Source organism: Pseudomonas sp. S3(2024) (assembly GCF_036861315.1).
GTDB lineage: Bacteria > Pseudomonadota > Gammaproteobacteria > Pseudomonadales > Pseudomonadaceae > Aquipseudomonas > Aquipseudomonas putida_A.
The window spans coordinates 178307-198166 of sequence record NZ_JAZAQQ010000007.1 but is presented as its reverse complement, the minus strand read 5'-3'; the positions used below and the strand labels follow the sequence as shown (position 1 = coordinate 198166).

7 protein-coding genes are annotated in these 19860 nt (G+C 60.6%); 3 read left to right on the top strand and 4 right to left on the bottom strand.

Going from position 1 to position 19860, the window contains the following annotated elements; translation table 11 throughout:
- Positions 1–18 precede the first annotated feature (18 nt).
- Entirely contained in the window at positions 19–4842 is a 4824-nt protein-coding gene (locus VLA07_RS19080; RefSeq protein ID WP_333990515.1) for an NEL-type E3 ubiquitin ligase domain-containing protein, read from the top strand.
- Positions 4843–4865: 23 nt separating this feature from the next.
- Here the strand turns inward: VLA07_RS19080 and VLA07_RS19075 are convergent, their stop codons facing one another.
- Together VLA07_RS19075 and VLA07_RS19070 are read right to left on the bottom strand one after the other, a co-directional pair.
- Positions 4866–5360 carry a DUF934 domain-containing protein gene (locus tag VLA07_RS19075; RefSeq protein ID WP_333990513.1) on the bottom strand — a complete coding sequence of 165 codons (495 nt, stop codon included), beginning with the start codon at positions 5358–5360 and terminating at the stop codon, positions 4866–4868.
- Complete coding sequence (locus tag VLA07_RS19070; RefSeq protein WP_166495906.1) at positions 5344–7002, bottom strand: nitrite/sulfite reductase; 1659 nt, start codon at positions 7000–7002, stop codon at positions 5344–5346. The genes VLA07_RS19075 and VLA07_RS19070 overlap by 17 nt, the downstream gene beginning before the upstream one ends.
- 524 nt (positions 7003–7526) lie before the next feature.
- On the opposite strand from VLA07_RS19070, the gene VLA07_RS19065 reads away from it, so the two are divergent.
- Positions 7527–8600: an ABC transporter substrate-binding protein gene (locus VLA07_RS19065; RefSeq protein WP_333990510.1), complete on the top strand. Its 1074-nt coding sequence runs from the start codon at positions 7527–7529 to the stop codon at positions 8598–8600.
- Between the two features lie 6 nt (positions 8601–8606).
- Here VLA07_RS19065 and VLA07_RS19060 read toward each other — a convergent pair whose 3' ends face one another.
- Positions 8607–8825, bottom strand: a complete 219-nt coding sequence (locus VLA07_RS19060; RefSeq protein ID WP_007967863.1) for a DUF2970 domain-containing protein — start codon at positions 8823–8825, stop codon at positions 8607–8609.
- A gap of 177 nt (positions 8826–9002) precedes the next feature.
- Between VLA07_RS19060 and VLA07_RS19055 the strand changes: the two genes are divergently transcribed.
- Positions 9003–16019 (top strand): NEL-type E3 ubiquitin ligase domain-containing protein, encoded by a 7017-nt coding sequence (locus tag VLA07_RS19055; RefSeq protein ID WP_333990506.1) that lies wholly within the window; start codon positions 9003–9005, stop codon positions 16017–16019.
- A gap of 50 nt (positions 16020–16069) precedes the next feature.
- On the opposite strand, the gene metH is transcribed toward VLA07_RS19055, so the two are convergent.
- A complete protein-coding gene (gene metH / locus VLA07_RS19050) occupies positions 16070–19780 on the bottom strand; it encodes a methionine synthase (RefSeq protein WP_330206068.1) in 3711 nt (1236 codons plus the stop codon).
- Positions 19781–19860: the final 80 nt, after the last annotated feature.

The window sequence follows — 19860 nt, the reverse complement described above, 5'->3', positions numbered from 1 at the left end:
GTTTTCGAGATATTCAGTATGTCTTCCTTACCTGTACAGGCTGTCGCGCCTGTATTAACACCCGAACAAAAAGGCATGTTCTTTGAGTTAATCAAGAACAATGCTCCCGGCTGGCTGCTGTCGGCATCGGATGAACTGCGTCAGAAACTTTATCAAAGCATGATGGCCAGCCATCGCGCCCAGAGTGAAATGGACCCGTTTCTGAAGACGCTCAAGTCGCCCGAAGCGTTTTGCGCCCCGTTACTGACCAGCGCCATGTCGCAAAAGCTCGGCCACTCGCTGGATATCGTCGGGGTGATTTTTCAGCACGTGCGCTCCACCTCCAGTCTTTTGGGCTTGCGCAGGAAACTGGTGTTGCCAGTCGATCGGGATCTGCTCACGGCCGCCTGCGAAAACTTCGAACTCAGCGAGACTCAGGCCACAAATTATAACGATACCTCCTTGATCTATATTCCCGAGAAAGTAACCGGTCGAGAAGCGCATATATTATCGATCCAGCCCCATGAATTTGCGCTGTTGTGTCGAACCCTGGACTTGGGCCAGCAATATCAGACTCATCTTCGTGCGGTCTTCAATGTGGATGCCGAGGCCAATCCGTTGCGCAGCAAGTTTACTGCGAACTTGCGGTGTCGCTTCGAGGTGGATCGGCACGTCGCATTGCTGAAGAAACACATCAGTGTCGAAGTGCATGAGATGTTGCAGGCAGTCAAGGATAACCGGGACACGATCAAACTGGGCAACAACACCTTGGGTTATCAGGCCTTGCGGATGCTTGGTGTCACACTTAACGGTGTGCTGTTTATCGGCCCGGTGAGTGAGCACGCCGACAACGACTACCGTTGCGTTGTTTACCTGCCAGGTGATCCGTTGCACCCGCTCAAGGAGTATTCATCCTTCAGCGATTTCGAGAAACAGTTGAGCCAGCGGTTGAAAGGCGCAGCGTTTCGCCAATTCTTCATGCGCTTCATCAAGATCAGTGAGCGCGCAGCGTGGGTGACCGAACTCGATGGGCGTTTGTATCCGCACAGTCATTCAATACTGCCTCGTGCCTCGTTCTACGCGACGTTGTCCGGCATCGATTTTGCGGGCGACCCGTTCACCCTGATGTATCGCCAGCACGCCGAACAGACCATGGCAGACGCTCGGCTCGTAGTGGTGCCAACGGACGATGAAGACGAGAAAACCCGGCTGGCCCGACTGGACACCTATAAGGCAATCGGGGTCGACCTGCTGTTGGTCGCTGTATCGTTCATACCTGTAGTCGGAGAGGCTCTGTTGGCGGTGACCGCGGTGCAGTTGCTCTCACAGGTCTATGAAGGGATTGCCAGTTGGTCCAGAGGCGAGCAGGAGCAGGCGACGGATTACTTTTTCGATGTCGTCGAAAACCTGATTCTGATGGCGGCTTTCGCTGCGAGTACCAGGGCGGTAGGCACAGCGTTCAAAGTCGTCAGGTCATCGGCTTTTATCGAGCGCTTGCGCATGGTCAAACTGGCTTCAGGGCAGCCTCGCCTTTGGAAGCCTGACCTGCACGTGTATCAACAGCGTCGGGCCTTGCCTGCCGGAGTGCGTCGCGATGGCCGCGGCTTGCGTTGGGTCGATGGCCAGGCGTACCTGACGCTCGATGACCTGCACTATGCAGTGCGCCCCGAGCCTCAGACCGGGCTGTGGGAAGTGCAGGCGCCGCCGGAATCGGCGAGCCGCTATGCACCGCTGCTCGAAACCAACGATCGGGGTGCCTGGCGTCATGACAGCGAGCTGGTTCAGGACTGGGATCGATTGAAACTGCTGCGCCGCTTCGGCCATCCCCGCGAGGAGCTGTCGGATGCCAGTGCGCTGCAGGCTCTGGCTGTCTGCGGTATCGAAGACAGCGTGTTGCGTCAGATCCATGTAGATCGCGGTCATCCGCCGGCCTTGCTGCTCGACACGGTGTGGAGATTTCGCGCCGATGCAGCGGTGACGGAGTTTATCGAGCAACTGCAGATCCCGTTGTCGGCCCCCATGGCGGATGCTGACCTGCAATTGCACTTGCTGACGACATCGGCCAGTTGGCCGGCAGACTGCGCCATCAGTGTCGTCGATGCAGTGGGCACGCCAATCAATCGTTATGGCGCAACCCACGCCACCACGATCCTGAAGATAACTCAGCAGGATGTGCAGCGGGGGAAACTGTACCGTTCTCTGCTGGCTGCACTCGGCAGCCAGCGGCGCAAGAACTTGCTCGGCTTGACGAGCCAGGATTCGGCGGTTCAGACGCGCAAGCTGGTGCAAATGATCGGCCAGCAGGCACAAGGTCGCCGGCAGCCGTTGTTCCAGCGAATCTATCGACGCCACGAAGCGCCGAGCAATGGTCGGGTGGCGTTTCTGATGAAGACCTTTGCCGATCTGCCTGCCAGTGTTGCCGAAGAGTTGGCGGGCAGTGCCCTGGATGGCGAAGCGCAGGAGCTGGATGCTGCCCGCGTACCATTGCGGCTGGCGCAGGAGGTACGCCGCTATCAACAGGCAATTGCTGTGTGTCGAGCCTATGAAGGCCTGTACCTGGATAGTGGCGGTGGCCACAGTACCAATCGTCTGGTGCTCGATGCCCTTGAGCATTTGCCGGGCTGGTCAGGGGTTTCAGCGATCGAGATACAGGAGTGGTCGGGCAGCCATGACAGTGTTGCGACGACGGCGTCAAGCTCATCCAGTGAGCGGGTGGTCATCAATGTGTTGGCGGATCGCATCAGCGTTCAGCAGGGTAATGATGCTGCGCTGAAGTCATTTTCCGGGCGCACCCGCGAGCATTATTTTCAGGCCCTCTGGCATGGGTTGTCGGCGCAACGCAAGGTTCTGTTGGGCCTGTCGATCGAGGCCGGGGCGAACGGGCTACGGGAGAAAATCACCGAACTTGCCATGAAACGGCGAACAACGTTTGCCAGAACCATGGGCGAACGTCCCGGCGACTATTCGCCGATGGCCCTGGCTGACCGGCCCCCGACAGGGCCCTGGGCGAACTCAGGTGTGAGCGTTTCAGTGATGGTGCGCCGTATTCAGGAACTCTACCCGGCCCATTCCCCTGCACAGATCCATGCGCTACTCAACGTCTTGGGCCGCAATGAGATCCTGGTGCTGATGAAACTGGAATTGCTGCGGCTGGAGTTTCTCGGTATTCGCGAAGTCCTGAGTCGTTGGGTGACGCGGCAAACGCAGTACAAGGGGATCGATGGCTCATTGGTTGACGTTCCACAGTCAGCGAAGGCCCGTGCCATGCGCGCGATCATCCGCTGCTGGCGCAGAGAGCCAGGGGCCTCGGGCGACGCGCCACCCGACACCTTGAGCTTCGCCCCGGAGCCTTTGGGAGAGTTGCCACTGCTGGTCGGGGACTTCAGCCATGTCACGCATCTGGTCATGGACGGCATTACGCCGCAGGGACTGACGGCGTTTTTGCGTCATTTCAGAAATTTGCGCAGCCTTTCCCTGCGGGGGAACCAATTGACCCAGTTACCGATGGCATTGGAGCGCATGCCCTGGCTGACGCATCTGGATCTGAGCGAGAACCATATTCGTCTATCTTCTGCATCGGAGCCGTCACTGGCGCGATTGAAAAAGCTGCGGGTGCTGAGTCTGGACTTCAATGCAGACCTTGCGCATGCCCCGGATGTCAGCTCGCTGCCGGATCTGGAAATACTGCGCTTGCGCGGTTGCGCAATCGATCATTGGCCCGAGGGAACCACCGGTTTGAAACGACCGCAACTGATCGATCTGCGTGATAACCAGATAAGCACGGTACCGGAGGCGGTTCTCAGTGCTCCGCTGATGGTCAGCCGCGCCGTTCGCCTGATGGGTAACCCCTTGTCGCCTGACGCCTTGCGACAGATTGCGGCGTATCAACGGGCAAACAGCGTCAGTTTCGGTGTAATGGCCCGGGTCTATCAACACCAGCCGCTACCCAGCGTGTCGTATGAAGGCCAGAGTGCGCACTGGCTGACCGGCAGGCCTGCCGTCGAAGCGATACCGCGTAGCGTTACCTGGGAGGCGGTAAGGGCAGCGCCCGGCTCGCGGGATTTCTTCAATGTGCTTTCACAGTTGATCCACACGGCCGATTACACCCGGTTGTACCCGTATTTCAGCCAGCGTGTGTGGAATGTGGTCGAGGCGGCCGCTGAAGACACGCGGTTGCGCAGCGAATTGTTCCGCACGGCGCGCGTCGCCACCAGTGTCGATGGTTATTCCGCGGTGTTCAGTGAGATGGAAGTCCAGGTTCTGTGTTACCGAGCCACGGTCGCGGCCGGGATCGATGGCGCGCCGCTGGAGCGGCAACTGACGCATTTGCTCAGAGGCTTGTTTCGCCTGCAAACGCTGGAAGAGCAGACCTTGGCAGAGATCAACACCCGCGCTCAACCGAGTGTCTACGAGCATGCGCTCGAATTCAGTCTGGCCTATCGGGTGGGGCTGGCGGAGCGCCTGAATTTGCCTGGGCAGCCAAGGGCGATGAGCAGCCCGTTGAATGTCGAGGTATCGCAGGTAGAACTGGATCAGGCTTATCAGGCCGTCATGCGTATCGAAGGCTCTTCGGCGTTTCCCGACTGGTGTATCGGCCAGCGATTCTGGGTCGAATTTCTCGAATCGGCGCATCCCGACGCTTTCGCCCTTGTCTATGTTCGAACCTCGCAGGCATTGGCGCGCCTGGAGGAGCAGGCGGAGCTGACGCGCGACCAGGCAGCGGTGCAGATGAACGCGATTCACGACAATTTCAGAAATGAACGTCAGGTGCTGATTCGCCAGCTCAGCGATCAGGCACTGGTGCGCCATCCGGCCAATGAGCTGGCCAGTTCGGATACAGAAGAGGAGGGGAGTACGCCTTGAGCAGGTGCTCAAGGCGTATTCGATCAGCGGCGACGGAACAGCGGCAGCGGTTCGTCAGTGGCGGCCTGGTAGGTCACCGAGAAGTCTTTCAGGCTTTCCAGCGCATCGTACGGGTCCTTGTCGGCGCGCAGGGCGAACGCATCGAAACCGCAACGGTGCATGTAGAACAGCTGGTCGCGCAGCACATCGCCAATCGCCCGCAGTTCACCTTTGAAACCGTACCGGTCGCGCAGCAGGCGGGCGTTGGAGTAGTTGCGGCCATCGGTGAAGGCCGGGAAGTTCAGGGCAATCACCTGAAACTGATCCACGTCGTCACCGATTTCCTCGGCTTCTTCGTCGGCGTCCAGCCACACACCCAGCCCGCCGTCGCGGGCCTTGAGCGCGTGAGCATGATCGCGCCACAGGGCCAGCGGCACGATCAGGTCGTCGCAGTTGGAGATACCGTCGAGGGTCGCGTCCTTGGGCAGCAAGTGCCAGGTTTCGTCGACCACCTCGTTGTTCTTAATGATTCGCTGCATAGACGCGTTCCTTGAAGAGGTCGATGCCAATACGCTGGTAGGTGTCGATGAAGCGCTCGTCTTCGGTACGTTGTTCAACGTACACGTCGATCAGCTTCGAGATCACGTCCGGCATGTCGTCCTGGGCGAAGGACGGGCCGAGGATCTTGCCCAGGCTGGCGTCACGGCTGGCGCTGCCACCGAGGGACACCTGGTAGAACTCTTCACCTTTCTTGTCCACCCCAAGGATGCCGATGTGGCCGACGTGGTGGTGACCACAGGCGTTCATGCAACCGGAGATGTTCAGGTCCAGCTCACCGATGTCGAACAGGTAGTCCAGGTCGTCGAAACGGCGCTGGATCGATTCGGCGATCGGGATCGACTTGGCGTTGGCCAGCGAGCAGAAATCACCGCCCGGGCAGCAGATGATGTCGGTCAGCAGGCCAATGTTTGGCGTGGCGAAACCGCTTTCACGCAGTTCGCCCCACAGGGTAAACAACTGGCTCTGCTCGACGTCGGCCAGAATGATGTTCTGCTCGTGGGACGTGCGCAGTTGACCGAAACTGTAGCGCTCGGCCAGATCGGCGACGGCGTCGAGCTGCTTGTCGGTGATGTCGCCCGGCGCAACGCCGGTCGGTTTCAGCGACAGGGTCACGGCCACATAACCCGGCTTCTTGTGCGCCAGGGTGTTGCGCGAACGCCAGCGGGCGAAACCCGGATGCTCTTTGTCGAGTTCGGCCAGGGCGGCAGTCTGGTTCTCCAGCGCCTTGTAGTCCGGATCAACGAAGTGTTTGGCGACGCGATGCAGTTCGGCTTCGGTCAGTGTGGTCTGGCCACCGCGCAGGTGTTCCATCTCGGCATCGACTTTCTGCGCGAACACTTCAGGGGTCAGCGCCTTGACGAGGATCTTGATCCGCGCCTTGTATTTGTTGTCGCGACGGCCATAACGGTTGTACACCCGCAGGATGGCGTCGAGGTAGCTCAACAGGTCCTGCCATGGCAGGAATTCGTTGATGAAGGCGCCGACCACCGGGGTACGGCCCAGGCCACCGCCGACCAGCACACGGAAGCCCAGCTCGCCGGCGGCGTTGTGGACCGGCTCCAGGCCGATGTCGTGGACTTCGATGGCCGCACGGTCAGCGGTCGAACCGTTGACGGCGATCTTGAACTTGCGCGGCAGGTAGGCGAATTCCGGGTGGAATGTAGTCCACTGACGGACGATTTCGCACCATGGGCGTGGGTCGATCAGTTCATCGGCGGCGACACCGGCGAACTGGTCGGTGGTGACGTTGCGCAGGCAGTTGCCGCTGGTCTGGATCGCGTGCATCTGCACGGTGGCCAGTTCCGCGAGGATGTCCGGGATGTCTTCCACCGCCGGCCAGTTGAACTGCACGTTCTGCCGGGTACTGATGTGGGCGTAGCCCTTGTCGTAGTCACGGGCAATCTTGGCCATCATGCGCACCTGACGGGAAGTCAGTTGGCCGTAAGGCACCGCCACGCGCAACATCGGCGCAAAACGCTGGATGTAGAGGCCATTTTGCAGGCGCAGGGGGCGGAATTCTTCTTCGCTCAGCTCGCCTGCCAGATAGCGTCGGGTCTGATCACGGAACTGCTTGACGCGGTCCTCGATGATCCGCTGATCGTACTCGTCGTATACGTACATATAAGTCCTGTTCTCAGGCTTTGGGCTACTCGGAAAACGCTGCGTTTTCGCTTGCTGGAGTCCGATGGTGCCTCGGCAATTACGCGCGCACGGCCGCGCACTCCCTAACGGAGCCGGGGCAATATACCCGTTTGCAGTTATGCGCAAAAGTGATGTTTGAGTATATGTAAAGAACCAAATCGCCTAACGAGAATAGTTGTTGATTAACCCACATTTGTCGCGGGGACAATCATCGTCTTAACTGTGATCGAGTCTTTCTGCAATCACCGATAAAACCGACAAGAGGCGATGCAATGAGCAATCCGACCAAGGCAAGAAAAAGCGATAGCAGTGTCGATGCATGGGCCATTCTGTTCCTGATTATTCTGGTAGTAGGGACGGCGGTATTCTGGGTCAGTCATCAGTAAACGACCGATCCGGGTCCGCTTCCGACGATTGTCGGACAAAAAACGGGATCAGGCGTCAATAGCCGCTGATTAGGGGGCTATAATGCGCGGCCATTTTTCCTTGGGCCCGGATCATTCATGTTGAAGTTTTTCCACCTCAGCCTTCTGCTGTTCGGTGCGGTTTTCGGCTCTGCGGCCCGGGCCGAGTCGGTGCTGTTCCTCAATCCTGGGTCAACTCAGGAAGCCTTCTGGGTCAGCTATTCGCAATTCATGCAGGCGGCCGCCCGCGACCTGGGCGTCGATTTGCAGATTCTCTATTCCCAGCGCCAGCCGGAATTCACCCTGGCCCAGGCCAGAGTTGCCCTGCAGGGACCGAATCGTCCCGACTATCTGGTATTCGTCAACGAGCAGTACGTGGCGCCGCAGATCCTGCGTATGGCGGAGGGCAGCGGGGTCAAGCTGTTCATGGTCAACGCGGTGCTCACCCCCGATCAGCAGGCGATGATCGGCGAGCGTGCCGATCGCATCGGCAGCCTGGTGCCGAATGACGAGGAGGGCGGCTACCTGATGATGAAGGAGCTGATTCGCCTGCATCCGCCGGTGGCGCGGGGCGAACAGATCGAAGTCCTGGCGTTTTCCGGCCTGAAGATCACCCCGTCAGCGCAATTGCGCGAGCAGGGCATGCAACGCGCTCTGGCCGAGCATCCGCAGGTTCGACTGCGGCAACTGGTGCACGGCGGCTGGACCCGGCAACGTGCCTACGAACAGGCGCGGCAACTGGTCAGCCGTTATCCGAAGGTGTCGCTGGTGTGGGCAGCCAATGATGAAATGGCCTTCGGCGCCATGCATGCGTTTGCCGAAGCCGGCAAAGTCCCCGGCAAAGATGCGCTGTTCAGCGCAGTCAACACCTCGCCCGAGGCGTTGCAGGCGGTGGTCGACGGGCGCTTGAGCGCGCTGGTGGGCGGTCACTTCACCCTCGGCGGTTGGGCGCTGGTGGAGTTGCACGATTTCGATCAGGGCGTCGATCTGGATCGTTATGGCGGACGTGACCGGCAATTGTCGCTGCTGCAACTGATCGACAAGCATCAGGCACAGCAAATGCTGGCCATGGGCGCGTCGCCGGATTACGGCGTGAGTTTTCGTAAGTTGTCGGCCAAGGAGCGTCCCGCGTCCTATCGCTACCCGTTCAGCCTGCAGATCCTGATGCACTGAACCCTGTCAGACCCCGGCGAAATGCAGCACCAGCTTGACGATGACAAACAGCGTCAAAGCGAACACGGCGGTGAAGCCGATCCCCAGGATCACGAAATGGCTGGGCTTGCCATGGGTGAAGTCCCTTGCCCGGTTCTTCCCGCTTTGCACGCCGAATGCCGCAGCCATCACGCTGTGCAGCATCTGCCAGAAGCTCGGTGGCTTGTTGTCGACTGGATCGTCCATAAATCCCCCGTCCGAAAGGCTGTCCCGACAGCATAGTCAATCCAGCGGGTTGTGCCGTGGTCGCACGCGGGTTCCAGACTTGTCCGGTAACACGTTCACGCCAATACGATAACTATGTACCGCAGATTACCGCGGCGGACATGGTGTCCTGTCTTCCCATTTTTCAGGAGAGACAGGATGTCCACTCATCCCCCGACATTGCCCCGCGCGCCGGTCAGCGCCAGCCTTCACGGCAAACTGCTGGAGCAGATGATCCCCGATTGGCTGATTGCCGCCTCGCCCGCACGGCAGGCCGCGCTGAAAGCGGTGAGTACCCGGCCAGCGCACGGCTATCACCATTTCTCGAATGATCAGCAACAAGCCTTGAAAGACCGTGTCACGGCGGCCTTTGTCGCCCAGACCCGGCTCGACAAGACCATGGCCGGCCTTGAAAGCATCGATGCATTTGCCCAGGCGCTGCTTGGCAAGGCACTCAAGGATCAGTTCAACGTCACGGTCGATCTCGGCAAGACCTTGCTGTGTCTCAGACGGCCCCTCGAACTCGGGGTGCTGGAAGTTGAAGTTTCCACGTTCGAAGTGTTGAAGCTGCCCTTGCTGCAAGCGGCATTGCACAACTTCGAGGCTCAGGAATGTGAAGCGGGTGCCTATCACGCCAGATCCGGTTTCGTGGTCGAGACGGCGACTCCGGGCGAATTTCAGGCAGTAGACATCGGCATAACGGTCGGGCAGTTTCTGACGCTGTGTCGTTCGCTGGACGTCGGTGCCCGTTATCAGGCAAGGATCAAAGCGTTTTTCGAGAAAACCGACACCTTGCGCCGGCACTTCATTGCCAGCCAGAAAACCGCATTGCGTGCCGCCGCTGAATGGGCGCTGCTGAAACAGGACATCGAGCCCGCCGACTACCGGATGATTCTGTCGGTGGTGGACGGCCAGATCCATCCGCAGCTCGGCGGCAAGGCCGTGTGGTTTCGCGACCTGAGCCTGATGAAGCGGCGGATGACCGGTTGCGTGGTGTTCAGCATCAGCGAGCGCTACCGCTACACCAACGAGTTCATTGTCTACATTCCCCATGACCCGCAACACCCGCTCAAGCGTTACACCATGGCGCAGATGCGCGAGGTGTTCAAACGCAAGTTCACCGCGACTGATCCTACGACTCCCGCGCCAGGCCCCACCGCTTACCAGCAGTTTTTCAGTCAGTTCGTGGCTTATGCCGATCGTCCTTACTATTTCAGTCAGTTCACTCAAAAGGCAGCGGACTCCCCGAGTGACCCGCTGCATTCGATCTGGGTCAAGGTCGCACAGCTGATACCGCCACTGTCGACCATCGCGCGGATCAAGGAGCTGCCACCCGAAGCCCCCGGCAAGCGCGAGCCGCAGCCTGACCCGTATCTCGACCCGTTGCCGACCACGCGCAAAGGCGTGGCCGGAATCTGGGCCGACAACACCGATCTGTGGCAGTACCTCTATGAGCAGCACCAGGCCAAATTTATCGCCGATGCGAAGGCCCACGCCGTCCCCACAGCAGACGTCGACGCCCGGGTACGCGCAGAAAAACTCAGTCATCTGCTCGAGCTCGGCATGATGGCGTTGAACCTGGTGTCGATGTTTGTCCCGGTACTGGGCGAAATCATGATGACCGTGATGGCTGGGCAACTGCTCTATGAGTCATTCGAAGGCGCTATCGAATGGTCGGAAGGTGATCGCAAGGCTGCCAAGGCGCATCTGGTCGATGTGGCGCAGAACCTGGCGCTGATTGGCGTGATGGGCGCGGTCGGCAAGGGCGCAGGCCGACTCCAGACGGTCTCCGCCGAGCCGGTGATCGAGCACTTGCAGCCGGTCGAGCGACCTGATGGCTCGGTCCGCCTGTGGAAGCCTGATCTTGATGCTTATGTCAGCGACAGTGTCCTGCCGGCGAGTGCCGTGCCTGATGCGCAGGGCGTGTATCGATTCGACGGCAAGACCTTCATTCGCCAGCAAGGCAAGGTCTACCAGACGCACTACGACGAGGCCTTGAATAGCTGGCGCATCCGCCACCCGCATGATCCTGCGGCGTATCAACCGATCCTTGAGCACAATCGACTGGGGGCCTGGCGCCACAGCCTGGAGCGACCGCTGAGCTGGGATCGACTGACCCTGCTGCGGCGTATCGGTCACTCGACTGAGGCGTTTTCGGATGCGCAACTGCTCGAAATCGCCAATGTCAGTGGTGTCAGTGATGAGGCGCTGCGTCAGATGCACCTCGATCATCAGCCAGCGCCACTGGCCCTGGCCGACACTTTGCGCCTGTATGAGGCGGAGCAGCAGGTCGGGCGGCTGATCGATCAGGTCGAACGAGGAACCCCCCTGGATGATTCGTATCTGCTGACGCTGCCAATGCTCACGCAAATGCCGCGCTGGCCGAGCGGGTTGATTCTGGAAGTCTTCGACGGAGCGCAGCTGTCCGGCCCCAGCCGGCTGTTCGGCGCAGAATCAGGCTTGATCGAGGGCCAGACGCATACACCGATCCAGGTGACCCGCGCCGAAGTGCTCGACGGCCAATTGCCTGAGCGTATTCTGGCCGCGCTGGATGAGCCGCAAACACGTTGGCTGCTGGGCGCCGAGCCGGCGCGTGTGGTCGCATCCCGGCCGCTGGAACTGCGCAAACAGATCGCCGATTACCTGCGCACCCGGCAACCGGCGATGTTCGACAGGCTCTATGACGAGCCCGCGTTGAACGACCGGCGAATCGCCAGGCTGCAAGCCGCGACACCGGGGTTGGGCAGTTCGGCGGCAATCCGCGTGCTGCTGGAGGCGAACGCCGAGGAGCTGGCGCGCCTGCAAAGCGGCAAGCGGGTGCCGTTGCGCCTTTTGGAGGTCTCCCGTGAGTATGCCCGGCAGCGCCGCTTCAACCACGCGGTCGCCGGCCTGCACATGGAGAATTCCGGCGGCAGCGAAAGCCAATGGCTGGCCTTGCGCGCCCTGGAACGACTGCCGGGCTGGTCGGACGAGGTGCGTCTCGAGGTGCGCGAAGGCAGCCTCGACGGGCCGTTGATTGACAGTATTGGCAGCGAAAGTGCCGGCCAAACCAAGTATCTGGTCAAGCGCGGGCCGGTCTATCAGGCGTACAACGAGCGCGGCGAAGAGCTGAACAGCATTCCGCGTCACGGCGACAACTTTTTTGCCTCAATCCTCCATGCCTTGCCCGACCAGTCGCGACAGGCCCTGGGTTTTACCCAGGTTGCGCGTAGCGCCGGACTGCGTCGGGCACTGATCCGGTATGTGGCCCGACACCGTGCCGAACTGGCTCGACTGGCGAGCAGACGCCATGGCCACAAGCAACGCTTCAAGGCGCCGGTGCGGGTACGCCAGCACGGGCTGGGTTATTACGCCAGCGGTCGTGGCGAAGGCGTCAATCCGTTGCTGGTGACGCGTGTGCAGGATGTGTATCCGGCGCTCACGGATCAGCAGGCGGGCGGGTTCATCCTCAAACAATTGGCCGCTGGGCGGACTGACGCACAGATCTACGAACTGTTGCAAAGGCGCCTGCGTGAATGGCAGGAGCTCGAATCGACGCTGGCGCAATGGGAAGGTGTGCCGGCCCCGGAGCCGACGCTGGAGTCGATGATCGGCGGCCGATCGAGCGTGGTGCGCAGCCTCAAGCAGAGCTGGCGCAATTCGCCGCTGGCCGATAGCCGCGCGAGTGCCGCACGCCTCGATTTGACCTGCGATGACCCGTTGCCGGTGCTGACGGCGGACTTCTCGCATGTGCGCGATCTGCGAGTCAGGGGGCGCTGCATCACCGATGCCAACGTCGATGAACTGTTGGGCAGTTTCCCCAGGCTCAAGTCGCTGCGCATCAACGCCACCGCAGAAGCGTTCACTAACGTGCCGGTGGTGTTGCAGAACCTGCCGGAATTCACTGACCTGACGCTTTACAGCGCAATGCCCTATGCCGCCGATATGCCGGCACGCCTGGCTCAATTGACCCGGCTGGAAGCTTTGAGTGTCAGCACCGCGAGCTATCAGCCGCTGGCTTTCGACGTCAGCGGCATGCGTAATCTGCGCACACTGGAAATCGTCGCCTATTCATTGTTCGACTGGCCTGCGGGTGCGCTGGAGTTGCCGGCCCTGGAGCGTCTGAACCTCAGGGACACCGGAATCAGCACCGTGCCGGCAACACTGTTGCAGGGGCATGGAAAACTCTGGTCGGGGCTGTCGCTGGACTGGTCAAGATTCTCCCGGGAAAACTTCACGGGCGTGTACGAATACGTCAAGACCCATCCAGAACACCTGATCGATCGAGAGACGATGGTCAGGGATTATTGTCGCGGCGAGTTGCGGCGCCTGGGCGAGGGCGTGAATCAATCACCCGAGGGGGTGTTCAATCGTTTCTTCGAGCAATGGCCGGACGAGCAGCAGCGTTTCACCGCGATCAATGCCTTGAGCGATCAATATGCTGCGCTGGATAGCCAGCTCAATCAGTGGCAGCAGCGCGTGGTGGTGTCGGAAGAGTCGCTGCGCGAACTCGTCGCGCGATCAAACCTGGCGCATGTCCTCAAAACCAGTTGGCGCAAGGGCATGTTCAAACGCTACGGCGCGACCATCAGTGCTTCGACCCTGGACTTGTCGGGGCTGATGCTCAGCGAACTGCCGGCGTTACCCGCTGACGCATTTGCGCATGTACGCACGCTGCTGCTCAACGGCCAGCGCGTTGCAGCCGTGCAGATGCGCGGTTTCCTCAGTGCGTTCAGCGAAGTACGAACCCTTGATCTGAGTGACAATGCCTTGCACGAATGGCCGATCGAGTCGCAAAGCCTTTCACGTCTGGTGCACCTGGACCTCGCCGACAACCTGTTGACCGACGCTGCACGCCTGGAGCGCGGATTGAGTGAATTGCCTGCGCTCGAACAGTTGAATCTGCGGAACAATCCGCTGAGCGAGATGAACGTTGGCAGCCTGCAGCGCTTGAAGGCCCTCGATCTGCAGGCAACGCACCTGCAACAGTGGCCGACAGGGGCCGAAGGTCTGCCGCAACTGGCGTGGCTGGATCTGCGCGACACCCGTATCAGCACGCTGCCGCCTGCCGTGCTCGAGAGCACCGCACTGCTCAATACCAACCTGACCGGTACGCCGCTGAGCGCAGCAGCGTCGGCTGAACTGCGTCTGGCCCAACGGCGGCTCGAAGACACCCTCGGCCTGCCTGCCGGCGCACTGGATGCGTTTGCCCGGCAGCCGGTGCCGGCGACCTTTCCGCCGGCAGAGAACGGTGTATCAGTGGCCCGCCAGTTGCTGCCGCTGACGCAGGCACCGGTCAGTACCGGGCTGACACGGATGCGCCAGGACCTGCAGCGAGTGCAGCCGGCCCTTAGCGATGAACAAGCCACGCAAATGATCGAGGCGCTGCGCAATGAGGGTGCGACCGAAGTGCAGATCAGCGAGCGGATCACCGGTTGGAGTCAGACCTTTGAAACCCTCGTTCGCCAACTCAATGGCTGGCTGTATACCCGGGAAACCCGTGGCGTCGATTGGGTTATCTCCTCGCAATCACGCAGCCTGGCGGCGTGGCGCATCCTCACCTGCTGGCGCGCACGGTTATCGGTTGCCGGGGGCGATGCGGTTCTGGATCTCAACGGCCTGCAATTGGGCGATCTGCCGCCGCTGCCTGAGGACTTTGGGCATGTCGGCAGTTTGAACCTGACAGGCACACGAGTGACGGCCGAGGGCAGCAACGGCTTTCTCAAGGCTTTCACCCGCCTGCGCAGTCTGACCCTCAATGGCAATGAGCTCACCGCGCTGCCTGATGCCGTCCGGCAAATGCCGCAGCTTGAGCGACTCGAGCTTGCCAGCAACAACTTCACTGACACCGAGCCGCTGTACGCCGCGCTGTCCGGTCTGCAGCATCTGCAGGCACTGGACCTGGGCTACAACCATCTCGATGCGTTCGACGTCAGTTACTTCGAGCATTTGCAAAGTCTGGATCTGCGCAACAACAACCTCACCGAATGGCCAGCCGGGACGCTGGATGCGCAGTACCTGCGGACACTCAACCTCAGTCGCAACGACATCACCGCCATTCCCGAACAGGCGCTGGACGGTGAGCACGATGAGCTGATGGACGGCACCGACCTGACTGACAACTACAACCTCTCGGAGGAATCCCTCGAAAGGCTCAGAACCTATCAGGCTGCGGGTAACCGCCCGCGAGTGCTCGGTTTTTCCAGTTCCGATCTGGAGGAAATGGCTGACGACGTTGCCGGCGGGCTGAGTGAAACCACCGACAGCATCGAGTCCGACGAAACCCTTCCGGGCGAACAGGCCCATGCGCAACAGAAAGCGCCGTGGCTGGCGAATCTGCCGGCGGAGCAGGCGTTGGCACGCGACAGGCTCTGGGATCAACTCGCTGCCGAACCGGATAGCGCGGCATTCTTCCATTTGCTTGATCGATTGCAGGACACCCAGGAGTTTCGCGTGGCCAACGCCGATCTGACCCGACGGGTGTGGATGGTCATGGAAGCGGCGGCGGCCAACAGTGAGCTGCGCGAGGTGATTTTCGCCGGTTCGGCCACACACGGGACTTGCGTGGACGGGCGCATCCTTACGTTCAGTGGTCTGGAGGGCAAGGTCTTCACTTACAACGCCTTGCTCGATTTACCGGCCGGCCGCCCGGGCATCCGTGGCGAGGCCTTGTTGTCGCTGTCGCGGCAGCTGTTCCGGCTGGACAAGGTCGATGAGCTGGCAAAAGCGGCGGCGGCGCGCAGTGGTTTCGACGAAGCCGAAGTCCGCCTCGGTTATCGGATCGGTCTGACCGGGGGCTGGGACGATGGACTGGAATTGCCCGGGCAGCCGAAAAACATGAAATTTGCCTCCGGTGTCACCCCGCAGCAGTTGGTCAATGCGCGGGCCGAGGTGGTCAGCGCGGAACGCTCCGAGAGATTTCTGGAGGACCTGATCCAGCGCGATTACTGGCTGGACTATCTCAAGGAGCAGCAGCCCGAAGCGTTCAGGCAAATGGATGAACTGCAGTTGATGGAGGAGGGTGAGGAGGAAGGTCTGAGTGCTGACGATCCGCTGTATCTGAGCAGGTTGTTCGACCAGGCGGCCGCGCGAAATGCCAGGCTCATCGAATTGTCGCGACAGGAGATCGAACGGATCGGTTTGTCTGCCGGCAACGCACAAATGCCCGGTACGTCCGGGCAAATGTCAGGCGGGTAAAACCCGCTGAACGGTCAGTCCCCGGGAGGTTCGGGGACTGAGCGTTGCGCTTATTCGTCGTAACCGAGGTTCGGCGCCAGCCAGCGCTCGGTCACGCTCAGTTCCTGACCTTTGCGCGAGGTGTAGCTCTGCACCTGATCCTTGTCGACCTTGCCGACTGCGAAGTATTGCGCTTGCGGGTGAGCGAAGTACCAGCCGCTGACCGCCGCTGCCGGGAACATCGCGTAGTGTTCAGTGAGGAACACGCCGCTGCGGCCCGCGCGCATTTCGCTGGCTTCAGGATCGAGCAGGGTGAACAGCGTGGCTTTCTCGGTGTGATCCGGGCAGGCCGGATAACCCGGTGCCGGACGGATACCGGAATACTGCTCTTTGATCAGCGCGTCGTTGTCCAGCGCCTCATCCTTGGCGTAACCCCAGTGCTCTTTGCGCACTTGCTGGTGCAGCCATTCGGCGCAGGCCTCGGCCAGACGGTCGGCCAGTGCCTTGACCATGATCGAGTTGTAGTCGTCGCCAGCGTCCTGATAGGCCTTGGCGACTTCTTCGGCGCCGATGCCGGCGGTGGTGATGAAACCACCGACGTAGTCAGTCACTTCGCTGTCCTTCGGCGCGACGAAGTCGGCCAGCGAGAAGTTCGGCTTGCCGTCGGTCTTGATGATCTGCTGACGCAGGTGATGCAGGCGCGCCATCGGCTTGCCGTCATCGCCGTACAGTTCGATGTCGTCGTCATGCACCTGATTGGCCGGCCAGAAACCGAACACCGCACGGGCGCTGATCAGCTTCTCGTCGATCAGCTTGGTGAGCATCTCGCGCGCGTCCTTGTACAGCGCGGTGGCGGCTTCACCGACCACTTCGTCTTCGAGGATGCGCGGGAATTTGCCGGCCAGATCCCAGGAGATGAAGAACGGCGTCCAGTCGATGTACTCGGCCAGAACGTTGAGGTCGATGTTGTCCAGCACGCGAGTGCCGGTGAAGGTCGGCTTGACCGGCGTGTAGTTCGCCCAGTCGAACTGCGGCTTCTTGGCGATCGCCGCCGCGTAGCTCAGGCGCTCGGTACGGGCGCTGCGGTTGGCGGTGCGCTCACGCACATCGACGTATTCCAGACGGGTCTTCTCGACGAAACCGGCCTTGAGTTCCTTGGACAGCAACTGCGTCGCGACACCGACCGCACGCGAGGCGTCGGTGACGTATACCACCGCGTCGTTGCTGTACTTCGGCTCGATCTTCACGGCGGTGTGCGCCTTGGACGTGGTCGCGCCACCGATCATCAGTGGCAGATGGAAATCCTGACGCTGCATTTCGCGGGCAACGTGGACCATCTCGTCCAGCGATGGAGTGATCAGCCCTGACAGGCCGATGATGTCGCACTTTTCTTCCTTGGCGACCTGGAGGATTTTCTCCGCCGGGACCATCACGCCGAGGTCGACGATGTCGTAGCCGTTGCAACCCAGCACCACGCCGACGATGTTCTTGCCGATGTCGTGTACGTCGCCTTTTACTGTGGCCATCAGGATCTTGCCTTTGGCTTCCGGCTTGTCGCCTTTTTCCAGTTCGATGAACGGGATCAGATGCGCCACGGCTTGCTTCATCACGCGGGCGGATTTCACCACCTGCGGCAGGAACATTTTGCCGGCGCCGAACAGGTCGCCGACGATGTTCATGCCGGACATCAGCGGGCCTTCGATGACTTCGATCGGGCGCGCGAACGACTGGCGCGATTCCTCGGTGTCTTCGACGATGTGGGTGGTAATGCCCTTGACCAGCGCATGCTCCAGACGCTTGTTGACGTCCCAGCTGCGCCACTCTTCGGTCTCGGCTTCCTTGACGCTGCCGTCGCCCTTGTACTTGTCAGCGATGGCGAGGAGGGCGTCGGTGCCTTCCGGCGTGCGGTTGAGGATCACGTCTTCGACGGCATCGCGCAGCTCCTGCGGGATCTGGTCGTAGATTTCCAGCTGACCGGCGTTGACGATACCCATGGTCAGGCCGGCGCGGATCGCGTACAGCAGGAACACCGAGTGAATCGCTTCACGCACCGGGTTGTTGCCACGGAACGAGAACGACACGTTGGACACGCCGCCGGAACTCAGCGCATACGGCAGCTCGTCGCGGATATAGGCACAGGCGTTGATGAAGTCCACCGCGTAGTTGTTGTGTTCTTCGATGCCGGTGGCCACGGCGAAGATGTTCGGATCGAAGATGATGTCTTCCGGCGGGAAGCCGACTTCGTTGACCAGAATGTCGTAGGAGCGTTTGCAGATTTCTTTCTTGCGCGCTTCGGTGTCGGCCTGGCCGGCTTCGTCGAACGCCATCACCACCACCGCAGCGCCGTAGCGTTTGCACAGCTTGGCGTGATGGATGAACTGCTCGACGCCTTCTTTCATGCTGATCGAGTTGACGATGCCCTTGCCCTGAATGCACTTCAGACCGGCTTCGATCACTTCCCATTTCGAGGAGTCGATCATGATCGGCACGCGCGAGATGTCCGGTTCACCGGCGATCAGATTGAGGAAGGTCACCATGGCCTTCTTCGAATCGAGCATGCCTTCGTCCATGTTGATGTCGATCACCTGCGCGCCGGCCTCGACCTGCTGCAGGGCGACTTCCAGGGCTTCGGTGTAGTTGTCTTCACGGATCAGACGGGCGAACTTGGCGGAACCGGTGATGTTGGTGCGCTCGCCGACGTTGACGAACAACGAGCTGCGATCGATGGTGAACGGTTCCAGACCGGACAGGCGGCAAGCCTTGGGAATGTCCGGAATCTGCCGCGGTGCGTAACCGGCCACGGCCTTGGCGATGGCTTCGATGTGGCCCGGGGTGGTGCCGCAGCAACCGCCGACGATATTGAGGAAGCCGCTCTGGGCGAATTCTTCGATGACTTTGGCGGTGTCCACCGGCAACTCGTCGTACTCGCCGAACTCGTTCGGCAAACCGGCGTTCGGGTGCGCGGAAACGTGAGTGCTGGCCTTGTTCGACAGCTCTTCCAGGTATGGACGCAGCTCACTGGCGCCGAGGGCGCAGTTGAGGCCGACCGAAATTGGCTTAGCGTGGGCCACGGAGTTCCAGAACGCTTCGGTGGTCTGGCCCGAGAGGGTGCGACCGGACGCATCGGTGATGGTCCCGGAAATCATGATCGGAAGTTCGATGTGCAGCTCTTCGAACACGCCTTGCACGGCGAAGATCGCGGCTTTGGCGTTGAGTGTGTCGAAAATGGTTTCGATCAGGATCAGATCGACGCCACCTTCGATCAGGCCCTTGGTGGCCTCGGTGTAGTTTTCCACCAGTTCGTCGAAGGTGACGTTGCGGTAGCCGGGGTTGTTCACGTCTGGCGACAGCGAGCAGGTACGGCTGGTCGGGCCGAGCACGCCGGCGACGAAACGTGGCTTGTCCGGGTTTTCGGCGGTCTTGGCGTCGGCCACCTTGCGCGCCAGTCGCGCGCCTTCTACGTTTAATTCGTACGCCAGCTCTTCCATGCCGTAGTCGGCCATGGAAATGCGCGTGGCGTTGAAGGTGTTGGTTTCCAGAATGTCGGCGCCGGCATCCAGATAGGCCTTTTCGATGCCGCCGATCACGTCCGGACGGGTAATCACCAGCAGGTCGTTGTTGCCCTTGACGTCACTCGGCCAGTCAGCGAAGCGTTTGCCGCGATAATCCTGTTCTTCGAGCTTGTAGCTCTGGATCATCGTGCCCATGCCGCCGTCGAGAATCAGGATGCGCTCTTTGAGGGCTTGCTTGAGAGCTTGAAGGCGGACGCTGCGATCGGACATTGGGACTACTCGAAAAGACCATGACGAAGGGCCGGGATCATAACAAACCTGTGCGCTTTTGGAGCACGTGCTGCTTTTGC